Source organism: Nocardioides sp. Soil777, assembly GCF_001428425.1.
Taxonomy (GTDB): domain Bacteria; phylum Actinomycetota; class Actinomycetes; order Propionibacteriales; family Nocardioidaceae; genus Nocardioides; species Nocardioides terrigena.
On sequence record NZ_LMSN01000015.1, the window covers coordinates 225269 to 242202 of the forward strand.

19 protein-coding genes and 3 tRNA genes are annotated in these 16934 nt (G+C 71.9%); 17 read left to right on the forward strand and 5 right to left on the reverse strand.

What is annotated here, in order from left to right; genetic code table 11:
• Positions 1 to 66 precede the first annotated feature (66 nt).
• From ASG88_RS11770 to ASG88_RS11805, 8 genes are all read left to right on the forward strand, one after another.
• On the forward strand, positions 67 to 1290 hold the full coding sequence (locus ASG88_RS11770) for an ROK family transcriptional regulator (RefSeq protein WP_235534824.1): 1224 nt from the start codon (positions 67 to 69) through the stop codon (positions 1288 to 1290).
• 42 nt (positions 1291 to 1332) lie between these two features.
• Entirely contained in the window at positions 1333 to 2733 is a 1401-nt protein-coding gene (locus ASG88_RS11775) for an amidase (RefSeq protein ID WP_056887612.1), read from the forward strand.
• Positions 2734 to 2803: 70 nt separating this feature from the next.
• Positions 2804 to 2876: transfer RNA gene (locus ASG88_RS11780), tRNA-Thr, on the forward strand.
• Between the two features lie 46 nt (positions 2877 to 2922).
• Positions 2923 to 2999 (forward strand) — tRNA-Met (locus ASG88_RS11785).
• 60 nt (positions 3000 to 3059) lie between these two features.
• Positions 3060 to 3230, forward strand: coding sequence for a 50S ribosomal protein L33 (rpmG, locus tag ASG88_RS11790; RefSeq protein WP_056887613.1), 171 nt, complete (start codon positions 3060 to 3062; stop codon positions 3228 to 3230).
• A gap of 70 nt (positions 3231 to 3300) precedes the next feature.
• Positions 3301 to 3729 carry an FAS1-like dehydratase domain-containing protein gene (locus ASG88_RS11795; RefSeq protein ID WP_056887614.1) on the forward strand — a complete coding sequence of 143 codons (429 nt, stop codon included), beginning with the start codon at positions 3301 to 3303 and terminating at the stop codon, positions 3727 to 3729.
• Entirely contained in the window at positions 3726 to 4115 is a 390-nt protein-coding gene (locus ASG88_RS11800; protein ID WP_056887615.1) for a MaoC/PaaZ C-terminal domain-containing protein, read from the forward strand. Before ASG88_RS11795 ends, ASG88_RS11800 begins: the two co-directional genes overlap by 4 nt.
• 22 nt (positions 4116 to 4137) lie before the next feature.
• Positions 4138 to 5190 carry a UDP-N-acetylmuramate dehydrogenase gene (locus ASG88_RS11805; RefSeq protein WP_056887852.1) on the forward strand — a complete coding sequence of 351 codons (1053 nt, stop codon included), beginning with the start codon at positions 4138 to 4140 and terminating at the stop codon, positions 5188 to 5190.
• A 1-nt stretch (position 5191) separates the two neighbouring features.
• Here the strand turns inward: ASG88_RS11805 and ASG88_RS23520 are convergent, their stop codons facing one another.
• Together ASG88_RS23520 and ASG88_RS11815 are read right to left on the reverse strand one after the other, a co-directional pair.
• Positions 5192 to 5836, reverse strand: coding sequence for a DUF4190 domain-containing protein (locus ASG88_RS23520; protein ID WP_200956421.1), 645 nt, complete (start codon positions 5834 to 5836; stop codon positions 5192 to 5194).
• A complete protein-coding gene (locus ASG88_RS11815) occupies positions 5833 to 6930 on the reverse strand; it encodes an adenosine deaminase (RefSeq protein WP_056887616.1) in 1098 nt (365 codons plus the stop codon). The genes ASG88_RS23520 and ASG88_RS11815 overlap by 4 nt, the downstream gene beginning before the upstream one ends.
• A 134-nt stretch (positions 6931 to 7064) precedes the next feature.
• Here ASG88_RS11815 and ASG88_RS11820 point away from each other — a divergent pair.
• From ASG88_RS11820 to ASG88_RS11845, 6 genes are all read left to right on the forward strand, one after another.
• Positions 7065 to 7137: transfer RNA gene (locus tag ASG88_RS11820), tRNA-Trp, on the forward strand.
• A 38-nt stretch (positions 7138 to 7175) separates the two neighbouring features.
• On the forward strand, positions 7176 to 7430 hold the full coding sequence (gene secE, locus ASG88_RS11825) for a preprotein translocase subunit SecE (protein WP_162259840.1): 255 nt from the start codon (positions 7176 to 7178) through the stop codon (positions 7428 to 7430).
• A 91-nt stretch (positions 7431 to 7521) separates the two neighbouring features.
• On the forward strand, positions 7522 to 8403 hold the full coding sequence (gene nusG, locus ASG88_RS11830) for a transcription termination/antitermination protein NusG (RefSeq protein ID WP_056887617.1): 882 nt from the start codon (positions 7522 to 7524) through the stop codon (positions 8401 to 8403).
• 110 nt (positions 8404 to 8513) lie between these two features.
• Positions 8514 to 8942 (forward strand): 50S ribosomal protein L11, encoded by a 429-nt coding sequence (gene rplK, locus ASG88_RS11835; RefSeq protein ID WP_056887618.1) that lies wholly within the window; start codon positions 8514 to 8516, stop codon positions 8940 to 8942.
• Positions 8943 to 9056: 114 nt separating this feature from the next.
• Positions 9057 to 9776: a 50S ribosomal protein L1 gene (gene rplA / locus ASG88_RS11840; protein WP_056887619.1), complete on the forward strand. Its 720-nt coding sequence runs from the start codon at positions 9057 to 9059 to the stop codon at positions 9774 to 9776.
• A 170-nt stretch (positions 9777 to 9946) separates the two neighbouring features.
• Positions 9947 to 10822, forward strand: coding sequence for a hypothetical protein (locus tag ASG88_RS11845; RefSeq protein ID WP_056887620.1), 876 nt, complete (start codon positions 9947 to 9949; stop codon positions 10820 to 10822).
• A gap of 15 nt (positions 10823 to 10837) precedes the next feature.
• Here the strand turns inward: ASG88_RS11845 and ASG88_RS11850 are convergent, their stop codons facing one another.
• Entirely contained in the window at positions 10838 to 11833 is a 996-nt protein-coding gene (locus ASG88_RS11850) for a DnaB-like helicase C-terminal domain-containing protein (RefSeq protein ID WP_056887621.1), read from the reverse strand.
• Between the two features lie 259 nt (positions 11834 to 12092).
• On the opposite strand from ASG88_RS11850, the gene rplJ reads away from it, so the two are divergent.
• From rplJ to ASG88_RS11865, 3 genes are all read left to right on the forward strand, one after another.
• Entirely contained in the window at positions 12093 to 12761 is a 669-nt protein-coding gene (rplJ, locus tag ASG88_RS11855; protein ID WP_056887622.1) for a 50S ribosomal protein L10, read from the forward strand.
• Between the two features lie 100 nt (positions 12762 to 12861).
• On the forward strand, positions 12862 to 13254 hold the full coding sequence (rplL, locus tag ASG88_RS11860; protein ID WP_056887623.1) for a 50S ribosomal protein L7/L12: 393 nt from the start codon (positions 12862 to 12864) through the stop codon (positions 13252 to 13254).
• 181 nt (positions 13255 to 13435) lie between these two features.
• Positions 13436 to 14281 carry a methylenetetrahydrofolate reductase gene (locus ASG88_RS11865; RefSeq protein WP_056887624.1) on the forward strand — a complete coding sequence of 282 codons (846 nt, stop codon included), beginning with the start codon at positions 13436 to 13438 and terminating at the stop codon, positions 14279 to 14281.
• Positions 14282 to 14359: 78 nt separating this feature from the next.
• Here ASG88_RS11865 and ASG88_RS11870 read toward each other — a convergent pair whose 3' ends face one another.
• Together ASG88_RS11870 and ASG88_RS11875 are read right to left on the reverse strand one after the other, a co-directional pair.
• The gene (locus ASG88_RS11870) at positions 14360 to 15019 is read right to left on the reverse strand and encodes a DUF1638 domain-containing protein (protein ID WP_082600322.1); all 660 of its coding nucleotides are present in this window, start codon (positions 15017 to 15019) and stop codon (positions 14360 to 14362) included.
• Entirely contained in the window at positions 14952 to 16934 is a 1983-nt protein-coding gene (locus ASG88_RS11875; protein WP_200956422.1) for an ASKHA domain-containing protein, read from the reverse strand. The genes ASG88_RS11870 and ASG88_RS11875 overlap by 68 nt, the downstream gene beginning before the upstream one ends.

The following is a 16934-nucleotide window of genomic DNA, read 5'->3' on the forward strand; positions in this document are numbered from 1 at the left end:
ACGGACCGTTAGGCACATCAGCAACAGAACTTCGGTTTTTGTTGTGCCGAAGTGGGAAGTGCTTGAATGCCCAGCACCATGTCCGCCTCCCGGCCCGTCCCCGCGACCACCCCGCCGCTGCTGGCGCCCGGCGCCACCGCCGGCGACCTCCTCGACCTGATCCGGTCGGGCCGGGCGACCACGCGCGGCGAGCTGGGCAGGGTCACCGGACTGTCCCGTACGGCGGTGAGCGCCCGGCTCGCGTCCCTGGCCGACGCCGGGCTGGTGCTGGAGGGGGAGGAGGAGTCCGCCACCGGCGGGCGTCCCGCCTCGACGCTGGTGCTCGACCACGACGCCGGCCTGGTGCTCGCGGTGGCCGTCGGGCGCAGTCGCTCGCAGATGTCGGTGGCCTCCCTGGACGGCACGGAGCTGGCCTCGGCCAGCCACGACCAGGAGGTCGGCCTCGGCCCGGACGTGCTCATGCCCGTCGTCGCCGAGCACCTGGCGACGATGCTGGCCGGCCTCGGCCGTTCCGGCGACGAGGTGCGCGGCGTCGGACTGTCGCTGGCCGGCACCGTCGACCGCGAGCGCGGGGTCAGCGTGGACTCCCCGGCGCTGGCCGGCTGGGACGGCGTCCCGCTCGCGGACTACCTCACCGGCGTGACGGGCGCCCCGCTCGTCCTCGACAACGACTGCAACGTGATGGCCGCCTCCGAGCGGGACGGCCACCTGCGCGACCACGACGACGTGCTCGTCCTCAAGGCGTCGACCGGGCTCGGGCTCGGCATCGTGGCCGGTGGCCACCTGCTCCGCGGTCACCGCGGGGCGGCCGGCGAGCTGGGCCACGTCAAGGTCCCCGCCGCCGCCGGGCTCACCTGCCGCTGCGGCGACACGGGCTGCCTCGAGGCGGTCGCCGGTGGCTGGGCCCTCGTCGAGCGGCTGCGCGCCGCGGGCCAGGAGGTCGACCACGTCCGGGACCTGGTCGCCCAGGCGGTGCGCGGCGACGGGGAGGCCCGCGCCATCGTGCGCGAGTCCGGACGCCGGGTGGGCGAGGCGCTGGCCGCGACCGTCACCGTCCTCAACCCCCGCGCCGTCGTCGTCGGCGGCGACATGGCCGGTGCGTTCGACACCTTCTCCGCCGGCCTGCGGGACACGCTCTTCCCGGGCACCACGGCCCTGGCCGGACGCGACCTCCAGGTGCTCCCCGCGACGTACGGCGAGCGCGCCGGCCTCGTGGGCTGCGTCCGGCTCGCCCTCGACTCGGTGCTCTCGCCACGCGCGGTGGACGCCCTGCTGGCCGGCCGGCGCTGAGCGCCCTTCCCCCCGGGCCGCGCGTCCCCTAGGTTGCCCGCCATGCCCCGCGTGCACGCCTTCGGCGACGACCACCTCCAGGACCTCGACGCGGTCGGCCTCGTCGAGGCCTACCGCGACGGGCTGTCGGTCATCGACGTGGTCGAGGCCGCGATCGCCCGCGCCCACGCCGTCGACGACCAGCTGGGCGCGCTCGCGTACGAGGCGTTCGACCGGGCCCGGGCCGAGGCCCGCTCGCCGCACCCCGGCTACTTCTCCGGCGTACCGACGTTCCTCAAGGACAACGTCGACGTCGCCGGCATGCCGACCCAGAACGGCACCGACGCGTACGTCGCCGGCCCGGCCGCCGCGGACGGCGACTTCGCCCGGATGTACTTCGCCACCGGCCTGCTGGCGCTCGGCAAGACCCGGCTCAGCGAGTTCGGCTTCAGCGGCGCCGTGGACCACCCCCGGCTCGGGCCGGTGCGCACGCCCTGGAACCCCGAGCACTACGCCGGCGCCTCGTCGGCCGGCGCCGCCGCCTTCGTCGCCACCGGCGTGGTCCCGATCGCGCACGCCAACGACGGCGGCGGCTCCATCCGCATCCCGGCCTCGGTCAACGGGCTGGTCGGCCTCAAGCCCACCCGGGGCCGGCTCGCCCAGGACAGGTCCATGCGGCAGATGCCGGTGCGGATCGTCTCCGACGGGGTGCTCACCCGCTCGGTGCGCGACACCGCGGCGTTCTACCGCGAGGCCGAGAAGGTCTACCGCGACCCCCGCCTGGCCCCGGTCGGTGACATCACCCGGCCCGGCCGCGGTCGCCTCAAGGTCGCCGTCGTCACCCGCGGCATCGGGCGTGACGCGAGCCCCGAGGTGGCCGCGCTGACCCTGCAGACCGCGGCGCTGCTCGAGTCCCTGGGCCACCAGGTCGAGGAGATCGACCCCCCGGTGCCGGCCTTCTTCGCCGACCACTTCGTCCTCTACTGGTCGATGCTGGCGATGATGATCGTGCGCACGGGGCGGCGCTCCTTCGGGCCGACGTGGGACCCCGCCCAGCTCGACAACCTCACGCTCGGCCTGGCCCGGCACTGCCGGCGCAACCTGCACAAGCTGCCGGTGGCCATCGCCACCATGGCCTCCAGCAAGCACCTCGCGGCGCGCCACCACGCGGCGTACGACGTGACGTTGACGCCGACGCTCGCGACCAGCACCCCGCGGGTCGGCCACCTCGACCCGACCGCGGACTACGAGCAGGTGATGGACCGCCTGATGGAGTGGGTGGCGTTCACGCCGCTCCAGAACGCCACCGGCGAGCCGGCGATCTCGCTGCCCCTCGCGACCACCTCGGAGGGCCTCCCGCAGGGCATGATGCTGGGGGCCGGAGCCGGTCGCGAGGCACGTCTCCTGGAGCTGGCGCTCGAGCTCGAGCAGGCCGTTCCGTGGCCCCGGATCCAGGCCGGATGAGCGGGCCGCGACCACCGGGAGGAGCCGATTTCTCCTATCCCCGGAGCCGTGTGTATTCTCTTCCGCTGTTGCCCCTTTAGCTCAGTCGGCAGAGCGTCTCCATGGTAAGGAGAAGGTCTACGGTTCGATTCCGTAAAGGGGCTCTGGGTTGGAGCACCGTCGTAGACTTCGGCGGTCGCCCCTCCCGGCGGCGGGGTAGCTCAGGTGGTTAGAGCACACGGCTCATAATCGTGGTGTCGCGGGTTCGAGTCCCGCCCCCGCTACCACCACAGACCGGTACCACTCAGGCGCAGCCCGCATCACCGCACACCGACGAAGGACTTCCCGTGGCCAGCAAGAGCTCTGACGTTCGCCCCAAGATCACGCTCGCGTGCGTCGATTGCAAGGAGCGGAACTACATCACCAAGAAGAACCGCCGCAACGACCCCGACCGCATCGAGCTGAAGAAGTTCTGCCCGCGCTGCCGCACGCACACCGCGCACCGCGAGACCCGCTGAGCGGTCCCACCTCTTCACCACCGACCCGTCGAGCAGCGCTCGATGGGTCGGTGTCATTTAGGGTCGGGTCATGCCAGTCGACCAGTCCCTCGTGGGGCGAGAGTTCCCGCCCACCGCCCCGCTGGAGGTGATCGGGGAGCGCGTGGCCGCGTTCGCCGCCTCCCTCGGCGCCCCCTTCGACGCGTCCGGTGGCGCCGTCCCGCCGACCTACCCCATCGTCCTGGCCTTCGACGCCATGCAGGCCTTCCTCGCCTCCGAGGAGATCGACCTCTTCCGGATCGTTCACGGCGAGCAGCGCTTCGCCTACGAGCGGCCGGTGCGCCTCGGCGACGTCCTCACCGCCACGCTCAGCGTCGTGAGCCTCCGCCAGATCGGTGGTGCCGACATCATCGGCACCAGCAGTGCGATTAACGACGCCGACGGTGCCCTCGTGTGCACCGGCCGCGCCACCCTGGTCCACTCCGGTGGCGCCCCCTCCGGACAGCAGGAGACCGCATGAACCCCGGCGACGCCCTCGGCCCCCGCACCTTCGCGATCACCCGCGCCGACCTGGTGGCCTACGCCGAGGCGGCCGGCGACCCCAACCCGATCCACCAGGACGAGGAGGTCGCGCGCAGCGTCGGCCTCCCCGGTGTCATCGCGCACGGCATGCTCACCCTCGGCCTCGTCGGTCGCGCGGTGGACGAGTGGACCGGCGGCGCCGAGGTGGTCGAGCTCGGCTGCAAGTTCACCCAGCCCGTCGTGGTGCCCGCGGAGGGGGCGGCCGAGGTCGTGGTGGCCGGCACCGTCAAGACCGTCGCCGACGGCCTCGTGACGCTGGCGCTCGAGGTCACCTGCGAGGGCACCAAGGTGCTCGGCATGCCCAGGGCCGTCGTCCGTGGCTGACGGCACCACCCGGCCCCCCACCATGCCTTCCACGCTGCTCCGCGACCACACCACGCTGCGCCTGGGCGGTCCCGCGCGCGAGTGGGTGCGCGCCGCCACCGAGCAGGAGCTCGTCGCCGCGGTCGCCGAGGCCGACGCGGCCGGCACCCCGGTCCTCGTGCTGGGCGGCGGCAGCAACCTGGTCGTGGCCGACGCGGGCTTCGACGGCCGGGTCGTCGAGGTCGCCACCTCCGGGGTGGCCCCCGACAGCGAGGACGACGGCGCCGTGTGCGGCGGGGTCGTGGTGCGCGTCGCCGCCGGTGAGGGCTGGGACGACCTGGTGGCCACCGCCGTCGAGCGCGGCTGGGTGGGCCTCGAGGCGCTGTCCGGCATCCCCGGCAGCGTCGGTGCGACGCCTATCCAGAACGTCGGCGCCTACGGCCAGGAGGTCAGCCAGACCATCGCGTCGGTGCGCGTCTGGGACCGCACCCTGCGCGGGGTCCGCACCTTCGCGGCCGCCGACTGCCACTTCGGCTACCGGCACTCCCGCTTCAAGGCCGATCCGGGTCGGCACGTGGTGCTGACGGTCGACCTCCAGCTCCGCACGGGCTCGCTGGGCGCCCCGGTGACCTACGCCGAGCTCGCGCGCACCCTGGGCGTCGACCTCCACGACCGCGCCCCGCTGGCCGCCGTGCGCGAGGCCGTCCTCGGGCTGCGAGCCGGCAAGGGGATGGTCCTCGACGAGGCCGACCACGACACGTGGAGCGCCGGCTCGTTCTTCACCAACCCGTTCCTCACCCCCGAGCAGGCCGCCGCGCTGCCCGACGACGCCCCGCGCTGGGAGCAGCCCGACGGCCGCACCAAGTCGAGCGCGGCGTGGCTCATCGAGCACGCCGGCTACGGCAAGGGCTACGGACTCGATCTGCGCGGCGGTCGCGCGAGCCTGTCGACCAAGCACACGCTCGCGCTCACCAACCGCGGGGACGCGACTGCCGACGACCTGCTGGCGCTGGCCCGCGAGGTCCGCGACGGGGTCGAGGCGGCGTACGGCGTGCGGCTGGTCAACGAGCCGGTGCTCGTGGGCTGCGAGCTCTGACTCAGAAGTCCGACTCGAACGTGGTGCTCGAGTTGCCCGTGCTCACGTCCCCGGACACCGCGAACGCCACGACCAGCAGGCCGGCGATCGCGAGGACACCGAGCACCAGGAGCACGGTGCCGATGATGCCCATGATCCGGCCGGCCTGGGCCTGCTCGCGCCCGCTCCAGCGACCGGGCTGCGCGTCGATCTCCTTGACCACGCGACCGCCGGTGCGCCACGCGAACGGCGCCGCGAGGACAGGGAAGAGGCAGATGAAGAGCCCGATGAGCGACACCAGGCCGAGCACCAGCGCGGTGGTGGCCTGGGGGTGCGGCGGCGGCGCGGCGTAGCCCGGCTGCACGTAGCCGCCGTACTGCCCGGGCTGGGCCGGCTGCCCGTAGGGACCCGACTGCTGCGCGGAGGGGTCCTGGCCGTAGGCCGGCGGCTGCGCGGCATAGGGCTGGGTGGGCGGCTCGCCGTACGGCGTGTGGGTCGGGGGCGTGCCGTACGACGACGTCTCGGCCGCGCCGTAGGGGTTGGCCGGTGGCTCGGACCCCTGGCCGGGGTACTGCGGCGTCTGCGACCCGTCCGGGTTGGTCTGCAGGTAGTCCTCGGGGCGGTGCTCCGGCTCCGGCGACTGGCCGGGCTCGTCCTGGTTGCTCACGGGGACATCCTTCCAGCCCCGGCGGCCTCGTGGAGGGGGATCGATCCGGCGAGCCACGCGTCGATGTCGGCCAGGGCGGCGCGGCGTACGTCGTCGGGCGCTCTTGAGGCCTCGAAGGAGGACCGGGCCAGGCCCGCGAGGTCGGCGTCGGTGAGCTCGTGGGCGGCGCGCATCGTGGCGTACTGGCCGGCGAGCCGGGAGCCGAAGAGCAGCGGGTCGTCCGCGCCGAGCGCGATGGTGGCCCCGGCGGCCATCAGCTGGGGGAGGGGCACGGAGGTGAGGTCGGAGTAAACCCCCAGGGCCACGTTGGAGACGGGGCAGACCTCGAGCGCCACCCCGGCCGCCACGATCCGGTCGAGCAGGGCTGGGTCCTCGGCCGCCCGGACGCCGTGGCCGAGGCGGTCGGCGTGCAGCTCGTCGAGGCACAGCCGGATGTGGTCGGGACCGCGCAGCTCGCCGCCGTGCGGGGCGAGCAGGAGCCCCGCGCGCTCGGCGATCGCGAAGGCCGGCGCGAAGTCGCCGGTGACCCCTCGCCGCTCGTCGTTGGAGAGCCCGAAGCCGACCACGCCGCGGCCGGCGTACTGCGCGGCGAGGCGGGCGAGGGTGCGGGCGTCGAGGGGGTGCCGGGTGCGGTTGGCCGCGATCACGACGGCCATCGGCAGGCCGGTGCGCTCCGAGGCGTCCCGGACGCAGTCGAGCACCAGGTCGGTGAAGGCCGTGATGCCGCCGAAACGGGCGGCGTACCCGCTCGGGTCGACCTGGATCTCCAGCCACCGCCCGCCGTCGGCGACGTCGTCCTCCGCGGCCTCGCGCACCAGGCGGCGTACGTCGTCGGGGGTGCGCAGCACGGAGCGCGCCACGTCGTAGAGGCGCTGGAAGCGGAACCAGCCCTTCTCGTCGGCCGCGGAGAGCTGCGGCGGCCAGTCCTCGACCAGCGAGTCCGGCAGCGCGATCCCGTCGCGCTCGGCCAGCTCGAGCAGCGTGCCGTGGCGCATCGACCCGGTGAAGTGGAGGTGCAGGTGTGCCTTGGGCAGCGCGCGCACCTCGCGGCGTGCGTCTGCCGGGTTGTCGCCGTCGTCCCCGCCGTGACCCATGGCGGCGATCGTAGGCGGAGCGATGCCGGTTCGACGCGGCTGGGGGCGGCCCCGTATGCTTCCCGTTTGGTGGATTCCCCATTGCTTCGCCATGCCCGTCACCGGGTGCGGCACGGCGGGGGGAAGACCGTCGGAGGGCACTAGCTCAACTGGCAGAGCATCGGTCTCCAAAACCGAAGGTTGGGGGTTCAAGTCCCTCGTGCCCTGCAAGGACAACGGATCAACGAGTGATGAGGTGGCAGGTCGTGTCGGACACTCCGGCTGTGCACGAGCCGCGCGAGGGATCGCGCGGTGGCGACAAGCGCACGGGTCCGACCACTTTCTACCGCCAGGTGGTCGCCGAGCTCCGCAAGGTCGTGTGGCCGACGCAGGAGCAGCTGAGGACCTACTTCATCGTGGTGATGGTGTTCGTCATCGTGATGATGGCGTTCGTGTCGGTGCTCGACCTGGCCTTCGGCCGGCTCGTCTTCGCATTGTTCACGGGCAACTCCAACCAGTGACCCGGTGCCGGTTCGTCCGGCACGCAGTCCCCACCCACCCCGGCTCTCCATCCGGCCGGGACACCAGTACATCGACGTGACGGAGCAAGACGTGTCCGACCAGAACGACTCCCCGGACCAGTACGACGCCGAGGCGTCCACCGACGAGACCCCCGAGGTCGCGTCGCAGGACGTCACCCCCGGCGACGACGCGGTGACCGACGAGTCCGTGCCGTCCGGCGTCCAGACCGTCGACGCGTCCCTCACCACGGAGGCGCTCACCGACGCGGAGACCCCCGCACCCACCGACGACGAGGTCGCCGATGGCGAGGCCGAGGACGAGGCCGCCGACGAGACGCCCGACGAGAACGACCCGCTCGAGGCGTTCCGCCGCGAGCTGTGGGCCAAGCCCGGCGACTGGTTCGTCGTGCACACCTACTCCGGCATGGAGAAGCGGGTCAAGCAGAACCTCGAGAACCGCATCATCTCCCTCAACATGGAGGACTACATCCACGAGATCGTGGTCCCCACCGAAGAGGTCGCCGAGATCAAGAACGGCCAGCGCAAGATGGTCACCCGCACCGTCCTGCCCGGCTACGTCCTGGTCCGCATGGACCTCACCGACGAGTCGTGGTCGGCCGTGCGCCACACGCCGTCGGTCACCGGCTTCGTCGGCCACAGCCACCAGCCCGTGCCGCTGAGCATGACCGAGGTCGAGGACATGCTCGCCCCGGCCGTCGTCGCGGTCGCCGAGGCCGAGGCTGCTGCTGCCGCCGGTGACAGGCCCGCCGCGGCCGCCGCGGCGAAGAAGCCGGTCGAGGTCGCCGACTTCGACGTGTCCGACTCGGTCATGGTGGTCGACGGTCCGTTCGCCACGCTGCACGCGACGATCACCGAGATCAACGCCGAGTCCCAGAGGGTCAAGGCCCTCGTCGAGATCTTCGGCCGGGAGACCCCGGTCGAGCTGAGCTTCAGCCAGATCCAGAAGGTCTGAGGCTCACCAGCACCACCGCACGACCGCACCACCGCAACACCCAGGTGGCAGAGCGACGGCCCCGGCCTGACCTCGACAAGACCACGACGTACCAACTCACAAGGATCGAAATGCCTCCCAAGAAGAAGATCGCCGCACTGGTCAAGGTGCAGCTCCAGGCCGGTGCCGCGACCCCGGCCCCGCCGGTCGGTACCGCGCTCGGCCCGCACGGCGTCAACATCATGGACTTCTGCAAGGCCTACAACGCGCAGACCGAGTCGATGCGCGGCAACGTGATCCCCGTCGAGATCACGATCTACGAGGACCGCTCGTTCGACTTCATCACCAAGACGCCTCCGGCCGCCGAGCTCATCAAGAAGGCCGCCGGCCTCAAGAAGGGCTCCGGCGTCCCGCACAAGGAGAAGGTCGGCAAGCTGAGCAAGGACCAGGTCCGCGAGATCGCGCAGACCAAGCTCCCCGACCTGAACGCCAACGACATCGACGCCGCGATGAAGATCGTCGAGGGCACCGCCCGCTCCATGGGTATCACCACCGACTGATCACCCCGGACGGTGCCGCACCCGCGGCGCCACCGACGGACATCCGGCTCACGCCGACACCCCGTGGCAGGACCGCGCTGGTCCACTGACCACAACTGACGAAAAGAGACAGACATGCAGCGCAGCAAGACCTACCGCGCAGCGGCCGAGACGATCGACCAGGACGAGCTCTACGCTCCGCTGGCCGCCATCAAGCTCGCCAAGGCCGGCTCCAAGAAGAAGTTCGACGAGACCCTCGACGTCGTCATGCGCCTGGGCGTCGACCCGCGCAAGGCCGACCAGATGGTCCGCGGCACCGTGCTCCTCCCGCACGGCACCGGCAAGACCGCCCGCGTCCTCGTGTTCGCCAACGCCGACAAGGCCGAGGCCGCCCGTGAGGCCGGCGCCGACTTCGTCGGTGGCGACGAGCTCATCGAGAAGGTCAACGGCGGCTGGCTCGACTTCGACGCCGTCGTCGCGACGCCCGACATGATGGGCAAGGTCGGTCGCCTCGGCCGCGTCCTCGGCCCCCGCTCCCTGATGCCCAACCCGAAGACCGGCACGGTGACCCCCGACGTCGCCAAGGCCGTCTCGGACATCAAGGGCGGCAAGATCGAGTTCCGCGTCGACCGCCACGCCAACCTGCACTTCATCATCGGCAAGGCGTCCTTCTCCGAGGCCCAGCTGGCCGAGAACTACGCCGCCGCCCTCGAGGAGGTGCTGCGTCTCAAGCCGGCCAGCTCCAAGGGTCGCTACATCAAGAAGGTCACCGTCTCCACGACCATGGGCCCCGGTGTCCAGGTCGACCCCAACCGCACCAAGAACGTCGCGGCTGAGGACGAGGCCCAGGCCTGACAGCCTGATCCGCTCCACCGACGCCCCGGTCATCCTCGAGATGGCCGGGGCGTCGTCGCGTCCTGGGGGCGGGTGGGAGGATGAGAGGGCGTGCGGGTGTCGCCACGCCGGGCCAGTCACGGGGACGGCCGGGTGGACGTCCGGCACGACCACCGACGAAGGAGCCCGCCATGGCCCGCCCCACCCTCTCCCGCCGCCTCGGCGTCGCCGCCCTGCTGACGACCCTCGCCCTCACCACCGCCGCGTGCGGTGGCGACAGCGGGTCCGAGGCGTCCACCGGCACCGACACCGGCGAGTCGATCGAGGAGCCGTCGGCGGAGGAGTCCAGCGAGTCGAGCGAGTCGTCGGGTGACCTCGAGGAGCTCGAGCCCGCCGAGTTCTACCCCGCCGTGATGGGGGCGCTCCAGGAGGCCGAGACCTTCGCCTTCTCGATCAGCACCAGCACCGACAGCGCCGGCGCGGGCGCCATGGACATGCAGGGCGTCATGCGGTACGACGACGGCGGCATCGACATGGAGGCCACCGGGAGCGGCCAGGGCGCGGACGGCCTCGAGATGATCATGCTCGACAAGGTCCTCTACCTGACCGGCGCGGGGATGGGCATGGACCTCGGCGACAAGAAGTGGCTCAAGATCGACATGAGCGACCCCAACAGCATCTTCGGCATGCTCGGCAAGTCCACCGACCCCGCGCTGATGTTCAAGGCGATGGAGGAGCCGAAGGAGTTCGAGCTCCTCGGCACCGAGGAGGTCGACGGCGTCGAGACCAACCACTACCGCGTCGTCATGGACACCGCGGCCTACGCCGAGGCGATGGAGATCCCGACCCAGATGTCGTCCGCGATGCCGAAGGACATCGCGGTGGAGATGTGGGTCGACGCCGACAACCTGCCGCGCAAGTTCCGCCAGGAGCTCGAGGTGCCTGCCATGGCCGGCGGCCAGGCCAGCTCCAGCACGACGGAGGGCACCTACTCCGACTACGGCACCGACGTGACCATCGAGGCGCCCCCCGCGTCCGAGGTCTCCGACGACCTGCCGGGCATGTGAGGGTCGGCCTACCCCCTACTCGGTGAAGATGCGGTCGTCGATCAGCTGCTCGGCGACCTCACGCCCCTCGGACTCGAAGCGACCCTGCTCGAAGCGCTTGCGGTACTCCAGGTCGACCCCGTCGCGGCCGAAGCGGTTCTTCTCGACGCTCAGCACCGCCCACTGGCGGAAGCGCTCGGCGTTGCCGAGGTCGTAGGTGAGGTGGTGCCGGGCGACCACGTCGAACTTGTTGCTCAGCACCAGGATGACGTCGGCCTCGTAGGCCAGGGCCGAGGAGCCGCGCAGGTGGTGGGTGCGCATCCGGGTCCCGGAGCGCAGGGCCTCCTTCTCGGCCGCGACGACGGCCAGGACCGGCGCCGAGATGTCGATCGCGAGGTCCTTGAGGCCCTCGACGATGGCGGTGCTCCGCTCGACCTCGTCTGCCGGTCCGCCGGGGACCAGCACCTTCTGCAGGTAGTCCACCACCACCAGCGGCACCGTGCCGGTGGCCTCGTGGACCTCGTCGATGCGGGCCCGGATGGCGGCGAGGTCCGTGCGGCTGCCGGTCGAGCGGTGCACGAACAACCGCTCGGCGTACGCCCGGACCTCGGCCAGGGCGCGCAGGGCCCCGGGGACGCCGGCCAGCCGCTCCTCGATCGGTCCGGTGTCGGTGGCGTCGAACGCCTCGCGGAACGCGGTCAGCCGGACCTGGTGGGCGTCGTCGCGCTCCCCGGCCTCCATGGCCATCAGCTTGAGGACCAGGTCCTCGGCGTCGTGCTCGTAGGAGAAGTAGAGGACGGGGCGACCGCTGCGCGCGACGGTGCGGCACACCTGCACCGCGAAGGTCGTCTTGCCCAGTCCCTGGGCGCCGGCCAGCAGCACCAGGGAGCCCTGGCGCAGGCCGCCGCCGATGACGGGGTCGAGGCCGTCGAAGCCGGTGGGCCACAACCGCTCCGAGGTGTGGCGACCGCCCCGCATCCGGTCCTCGGTGAGGGTCAGGGTCGCGCCGATGGTGCTGAGTTCGTCGTTCACCCGATCATGGAACCAACTCGACGGCTCCCGCGTGGGCGTTCGGCGATTTGTCCGGTCGGTCCCGCCGCCGTAGTGTGACCCACTGAAACCAGAGACCGCCGGTTGTCGACGGGCATCAGCCCCGAGATCGAAGGTTCCGCAACAGCGGACGTCCAGCGCAGGTGCAGAGCAAGTCCCCCGTGGATCACGCCCTGAGCCTGTGCTCGGGGCGTTCGTCATGTGTGGGCCGGACCCGGGGTCTACGTCCGGAAGGAGACCCATGGCGCGGCCAGAGAAGACTGCCGCCGTTGCGGAGATCGTTGAGTCGTTCAACGAGTCCGCCGGCGCTGTGCTGACCGAGTACCGCGGTCTCACCGTGAAGCAGCTGCAGGACCTGCGGCGCTCCCTCGGCGAGAACGCCAACTACGCCGTGGTCAAGAACACGCTTGCCAAGATTGCCGCCACCGAGGTGGGAATCGAAGGCTTCGACGACCTGTTGACCGGCCCCACTGCCATCGCCTTCATCAATGGAGACGTGGTCGAGGCCGCCAAGGGTCTGCGTGACTTTGCCAAGGCAAACCCCGCTCTTGTCATCAAGGGCGGTGTCCTGGACGGCAAGTCCCTCGACGCTGCCGAGGTCGCCAAGCTGGCTGACCTCGAGTCGCGTGAGGTGCTGCTGGGCAAGCTCGCGGGCGGAATGCTCGCGTCGCTCTCCCAGGCTGTCTACCTCCTCAACGCCCCGCTCGCCCAGGCTGCCCGGCTCGCCGGCGCCCTGGAGGCGAAGGCGCAGGAGGACCCCTCGATCCTCGCAGGTGGTGCCGGTACGCCGGCCGCTGCCGAGGACGCTCCGGTTGCCGACGAGGCCGCCCCTGCCGAGGAGACCGAGGCGCCCGCCGCCGAGGCCACCGACGCCGAGGCTGCTGAGGCCACCGAGTCCACCGACGCCTGATCGGTACGGCGCAAGCCGGGTCGCAAGGCCGACGTACACCACCTGAAACCCACGGACCGAGGGAGACCTCCCCGGTCCAAGAACGGAAGGAAACGCCATCATGGCGAAGCTCACCACCGACGAGCTGCTCGACGCGTTCAAGGAGATGACCCTCATTGAGCTGAGCGAGTTCGTGAAGCAGTTCGAGGAGACCTTCGGCGTCACCGCCGCCGCTCCGGTCGCCGTTGCCGCTGCCCCGGGTGCCGCTGCCGGCGGCGCCGCCGCCGACGACGCTGCCGAGCAGGACGAGTTCGACGTCATCCTCGAGGCTGCCGGCGACAAGAAGATCAACGTCATCAAGGAGGTGCGCGCCCTGACCTCCCTCGGACTGAAGGAGGCCAAGGACCTCGTGGAGGGTGCTCCCAAGCCCGTCCTCGAGAAGGCCACCAAGGACGCCGCTGAGAAGGCGAAGGAGGCCCTCGAGGCCGCCGGCGCCAAGGTCACCGTCAAGTGACTCCTCGGGTGCCGGTCTGACCGACACCCACCCGCGGTCACTGATCGCATCCGTCCCCAGGGCGGTCACCTCCGGGTGGCCGCCCTGAGGCATTTCCCGGGGTGTGCGGACCCCTGTACCGGGCCCGGGGGAGCGGCTAGAGTGAGCGACGTCTGATGCGCATCACGAAATGAGTTGCCTCATGCGCAACAAGCGAACCGCCGAGACGATGACCCGGCTGCTCCGCCACGCACGCTACGAGGTGCTGCCCACGGCCTCGACCGAGGACAAGGTGCTCGCGCACGTCCCGCGGGAGGTGGCCGTCACCGTCACCGCATCGCCGGGCAAGGGCCTCGAGGCCACGCTCGACCTCGCCGAACGGCTGGCGGGTCACGGGTATGCCGTGGTCCCGCACCTCGCTGCCAGGATGGTCGCCGGCCGCTCGGAGCTCGAGGAGATCGTCGACCGGCTCACCGGCAAGGGGATCTCGCGGGTGTTCGTGCCGGGCGGCGACGCCGAGCCGGCGGGCGACTACCTCGACGCGCTGGCGCTGCTCGAGGACCTGGCCCTGCTCGGGCGACCCTTCTCCCACGTCGGGATCACCGGCTACCCGGAGTCGCACCCGTCCATCCACGACGATCTCACCGTGCAGTCGATGTGGGACAAGCGCCGGCACGCGACGCACATCGTCAGCAACCTCACCTTCGACGCATCGGTGGTGCGCGACTGGCTGCACCGGCTCCGGGCCCGCGGGGTCGAGATGCCGCTGCTGCTGGGGGTCCCGGGGCCCGTCGAGCGGACCAAGCTGCTCACCATGGCGACCAGGATCGGGGTGGGGGAGTCGACGAAGTTCCTCGCCAAGAACAAGGGGCTCTTCGCCCGGCTCGCCGCACCGGGTGGCTTCACGGGCGAGACGTTCCTGGAGAAGTGCGCCCCGGCGCTCGGCGAGCCCGGTGCGCTGGTCGAGGGCCTGCACGTCTTCACGTTCAACCAGATCGCCGAGACCGAGGCCTGGCGCGTCGAGCTGCTCGACAGCCTGTCCCGCTGATCTCGCACCCCCCTCGCCGGGGTAGTCCGTGACGAACGGACCCCGGAATCGCGGGACCAGGGGTCCGTCCGTCACGGACTACCCCGGGAGGAGGGCGGCCAGCGCGTGCTCGAGCCCGTGGTCGCCGGTCTCGACGACGGTGAGGGGCAGGCCGATGCTCGCCGCTGCCTGCGCGGCCAGGTCCCGCAGCTCGTCGTCGGGGTCCTGGGCCAGCCACACCATCCGCGTGTAGTGGCCGAAGTAGGTGTCCCGCAGCTCCGGGTAGCGGTCGAGGCCGAGCTCCTGGAGCACGGTGCGGGCGAAGGACCGGGCGAGGAAGTCGGTCAGGAGGTAGGTGCCGGGCTGCTCGTCGAAGAAGCGCTCGAGCCGGGACGCGCCGGCGTACACGTCGTAGCAGTGCAGTCCCGGCAGCCGGGCCAGGCCCAGGTCGCGGCAGACCTCGTCGAGCGCGCCGTAGGTCCCGCAGTCGGCGTACCCGATCACGACCCGTGCGTACGACGGCGCGAGGCGCTGCGCGAGGGCGCGGACCTCGTCGGCGATCCGCTCCGGGTGGTTGTGCAGCAACGGGGGCAGCCGGTGCACGTCGACCGGCCACCCGCGGCGGGCCACCACGGCGGCGGCCGGCTGGGCGAGGGCGCCGCAGGCGACCAGCGCGACCCGGTCGGCCCGCTCAGGAGTGGAACGCGAGCTGCTCGACGAAGGCGTCGTTGAAGTCGGGACGGTCGGAGAGCTCGACATACGTCACCTCCTCCAGCAGGGCGAGTGCGCCGGCGCGCTCGCGCACCGACAGCAGGGCCATCTTGGCGCCCTCCCCGGCGACGTTGCCGGCGGCCACGATGCGCAGCACCGGGAGCTGGGGCACGAGGCCGATGCGCACCGCCGAGGCGGGGGAGAGGTAGCTGCCGAACGAGCCGGCCAGGAGCACCTGCTGGACGTCGCGGTGCTCGAGGCCGAGCTGCTCGAGCAGCAGCGACCACCCCGTCGAGATGGCGGCCTTGGCGAACTGGAGCTCTCGGACGTCGCGCTGCGACAGGTAGACGCACTCGGCCGGGTCGGTGTCCGGCGTGGGTCGGTGCAGCAGGAAGACCCGCTCCTCGCCGATGCGGGACATCCGGTCAGCCAGGGCGGGCGCGATGTCGTGGGCCGCCTCGTCCGGCACCAGCCGGCCCGAGGAGTCGAGCAGCCCGACCCGCACCAGCTCGGCCACCGCGTCGACGAGGCCGGAGCCGCACAGCCCGCGGGGCTCGACGTCGCCGATGACGCCCAGCGTGACCGCCGGGTCGTCGCCGGTGGCGTGCGGGTCGACCTTGATGACCTCGATGGCGCCGTCGGCGGCCCGCATGCCGCACCGGATCGCCCCGCCCTCGAAGGCGGGGCCGGCCGGGGCCGCGGTGGACAGGATGGTCTCGCCGTCGCTGAGCACGATCTCGCAGTTGGTGCCGACGTCGATGAAGAGCCGGGTCCGCTTGTCGCGGTCCATGCCGGTCGCGAGCATGCCCGCGACGATGTCGCCGCCGACGTACGCCCCCAGGGCGGGGAAGAAGTAGGCCCGGGCCCGCGGGTGCAGGGACAGCCCGACGTCGGTGGCGAGGACCGAGGGCGGCTGGGCCGACGACATGACGAAGGGGGCGACCCCCAGCGGCTCGGGGTCGATGCCCAGGGCGAGGGCGGTCATGGTGGCGTTGCCGGCGATCGCGACCTCGTAGACGTGCCCGGGGTCGATGCCCGCCTCGCGGCACACCCGGGAGGCGAGGTCGGCCAGTGTGGCCGCGGCGGCGGACTGGAGCCGGCCCAGTGCCTCCTTGTCCATCATGGTCGCGCTGATCCGGGTGATCACGTCGCCGCCGAACGGCTGCTGCCGGTTGAGCGTGGACGCGACCGCGAGCGGCGTGCCGGTCCCGACGTCGAGCAGGGTGCCGACCACGGTGGTGGTGCCGAGGTCGAAGGCGATCGCGTAGCGGTCGGACGTGGTGTCGCCGGGCTCCACGTCGATGAGGTCCTCGTCGATGACCACCGCGGTCACCTTGAAGTCCGCCTCGCGCAGCACGGTGGCGAGGCGCCTCAGGACGTGCAGGTCGGCGGTGAGCTCGAGGTCGTCGATGGCGTCGGTCAGCCGGGCCAGGTCGGTGCGCTGGTCCGACAAAGTGGCCTCGGCCAGCTCGACGTACCGCTTCTGGATGGCGGGACGCAGGATCACCTGTCGCCCGATGCCGACCGTGGCGGCCTTGGGTCGCGTGGTGAGCGGCGGCACCTCGACGGTCAGGTCGCGGGTGGCGTGCACGAGGCAGCCGAGCCGCCAGCCCTCGGCGAGCTGGCCGGAGGTGAACGTGCGCACGTCGTGGCGGGTGACGGGCACGTCCCCGCCCTCCACCCGCACCTTGCACTTGTGGCAGGTGCCGTGGCCGCCGCAGGTGGAGTCGATGGCGATGCCGTTCCACGAGGCGGCGTCGAAGACCGTCACCCCGGGGGGCACGCGTACGCCGCGCTGGGTCGGCGGCACCGCGGCACCGTCCTCGGCCAGTGTGTGGACCGTGAAGGCGAGGTCCACCCGGCCGGTGCCGTCGTGGGGCACCGGGTCGGTCCCCGGGCGCTCGATCAGGCCCTCGCGGGCCACGTCCCCGAGGGTGAAGTCGGGCCCGTCCGGGGTGCTCAC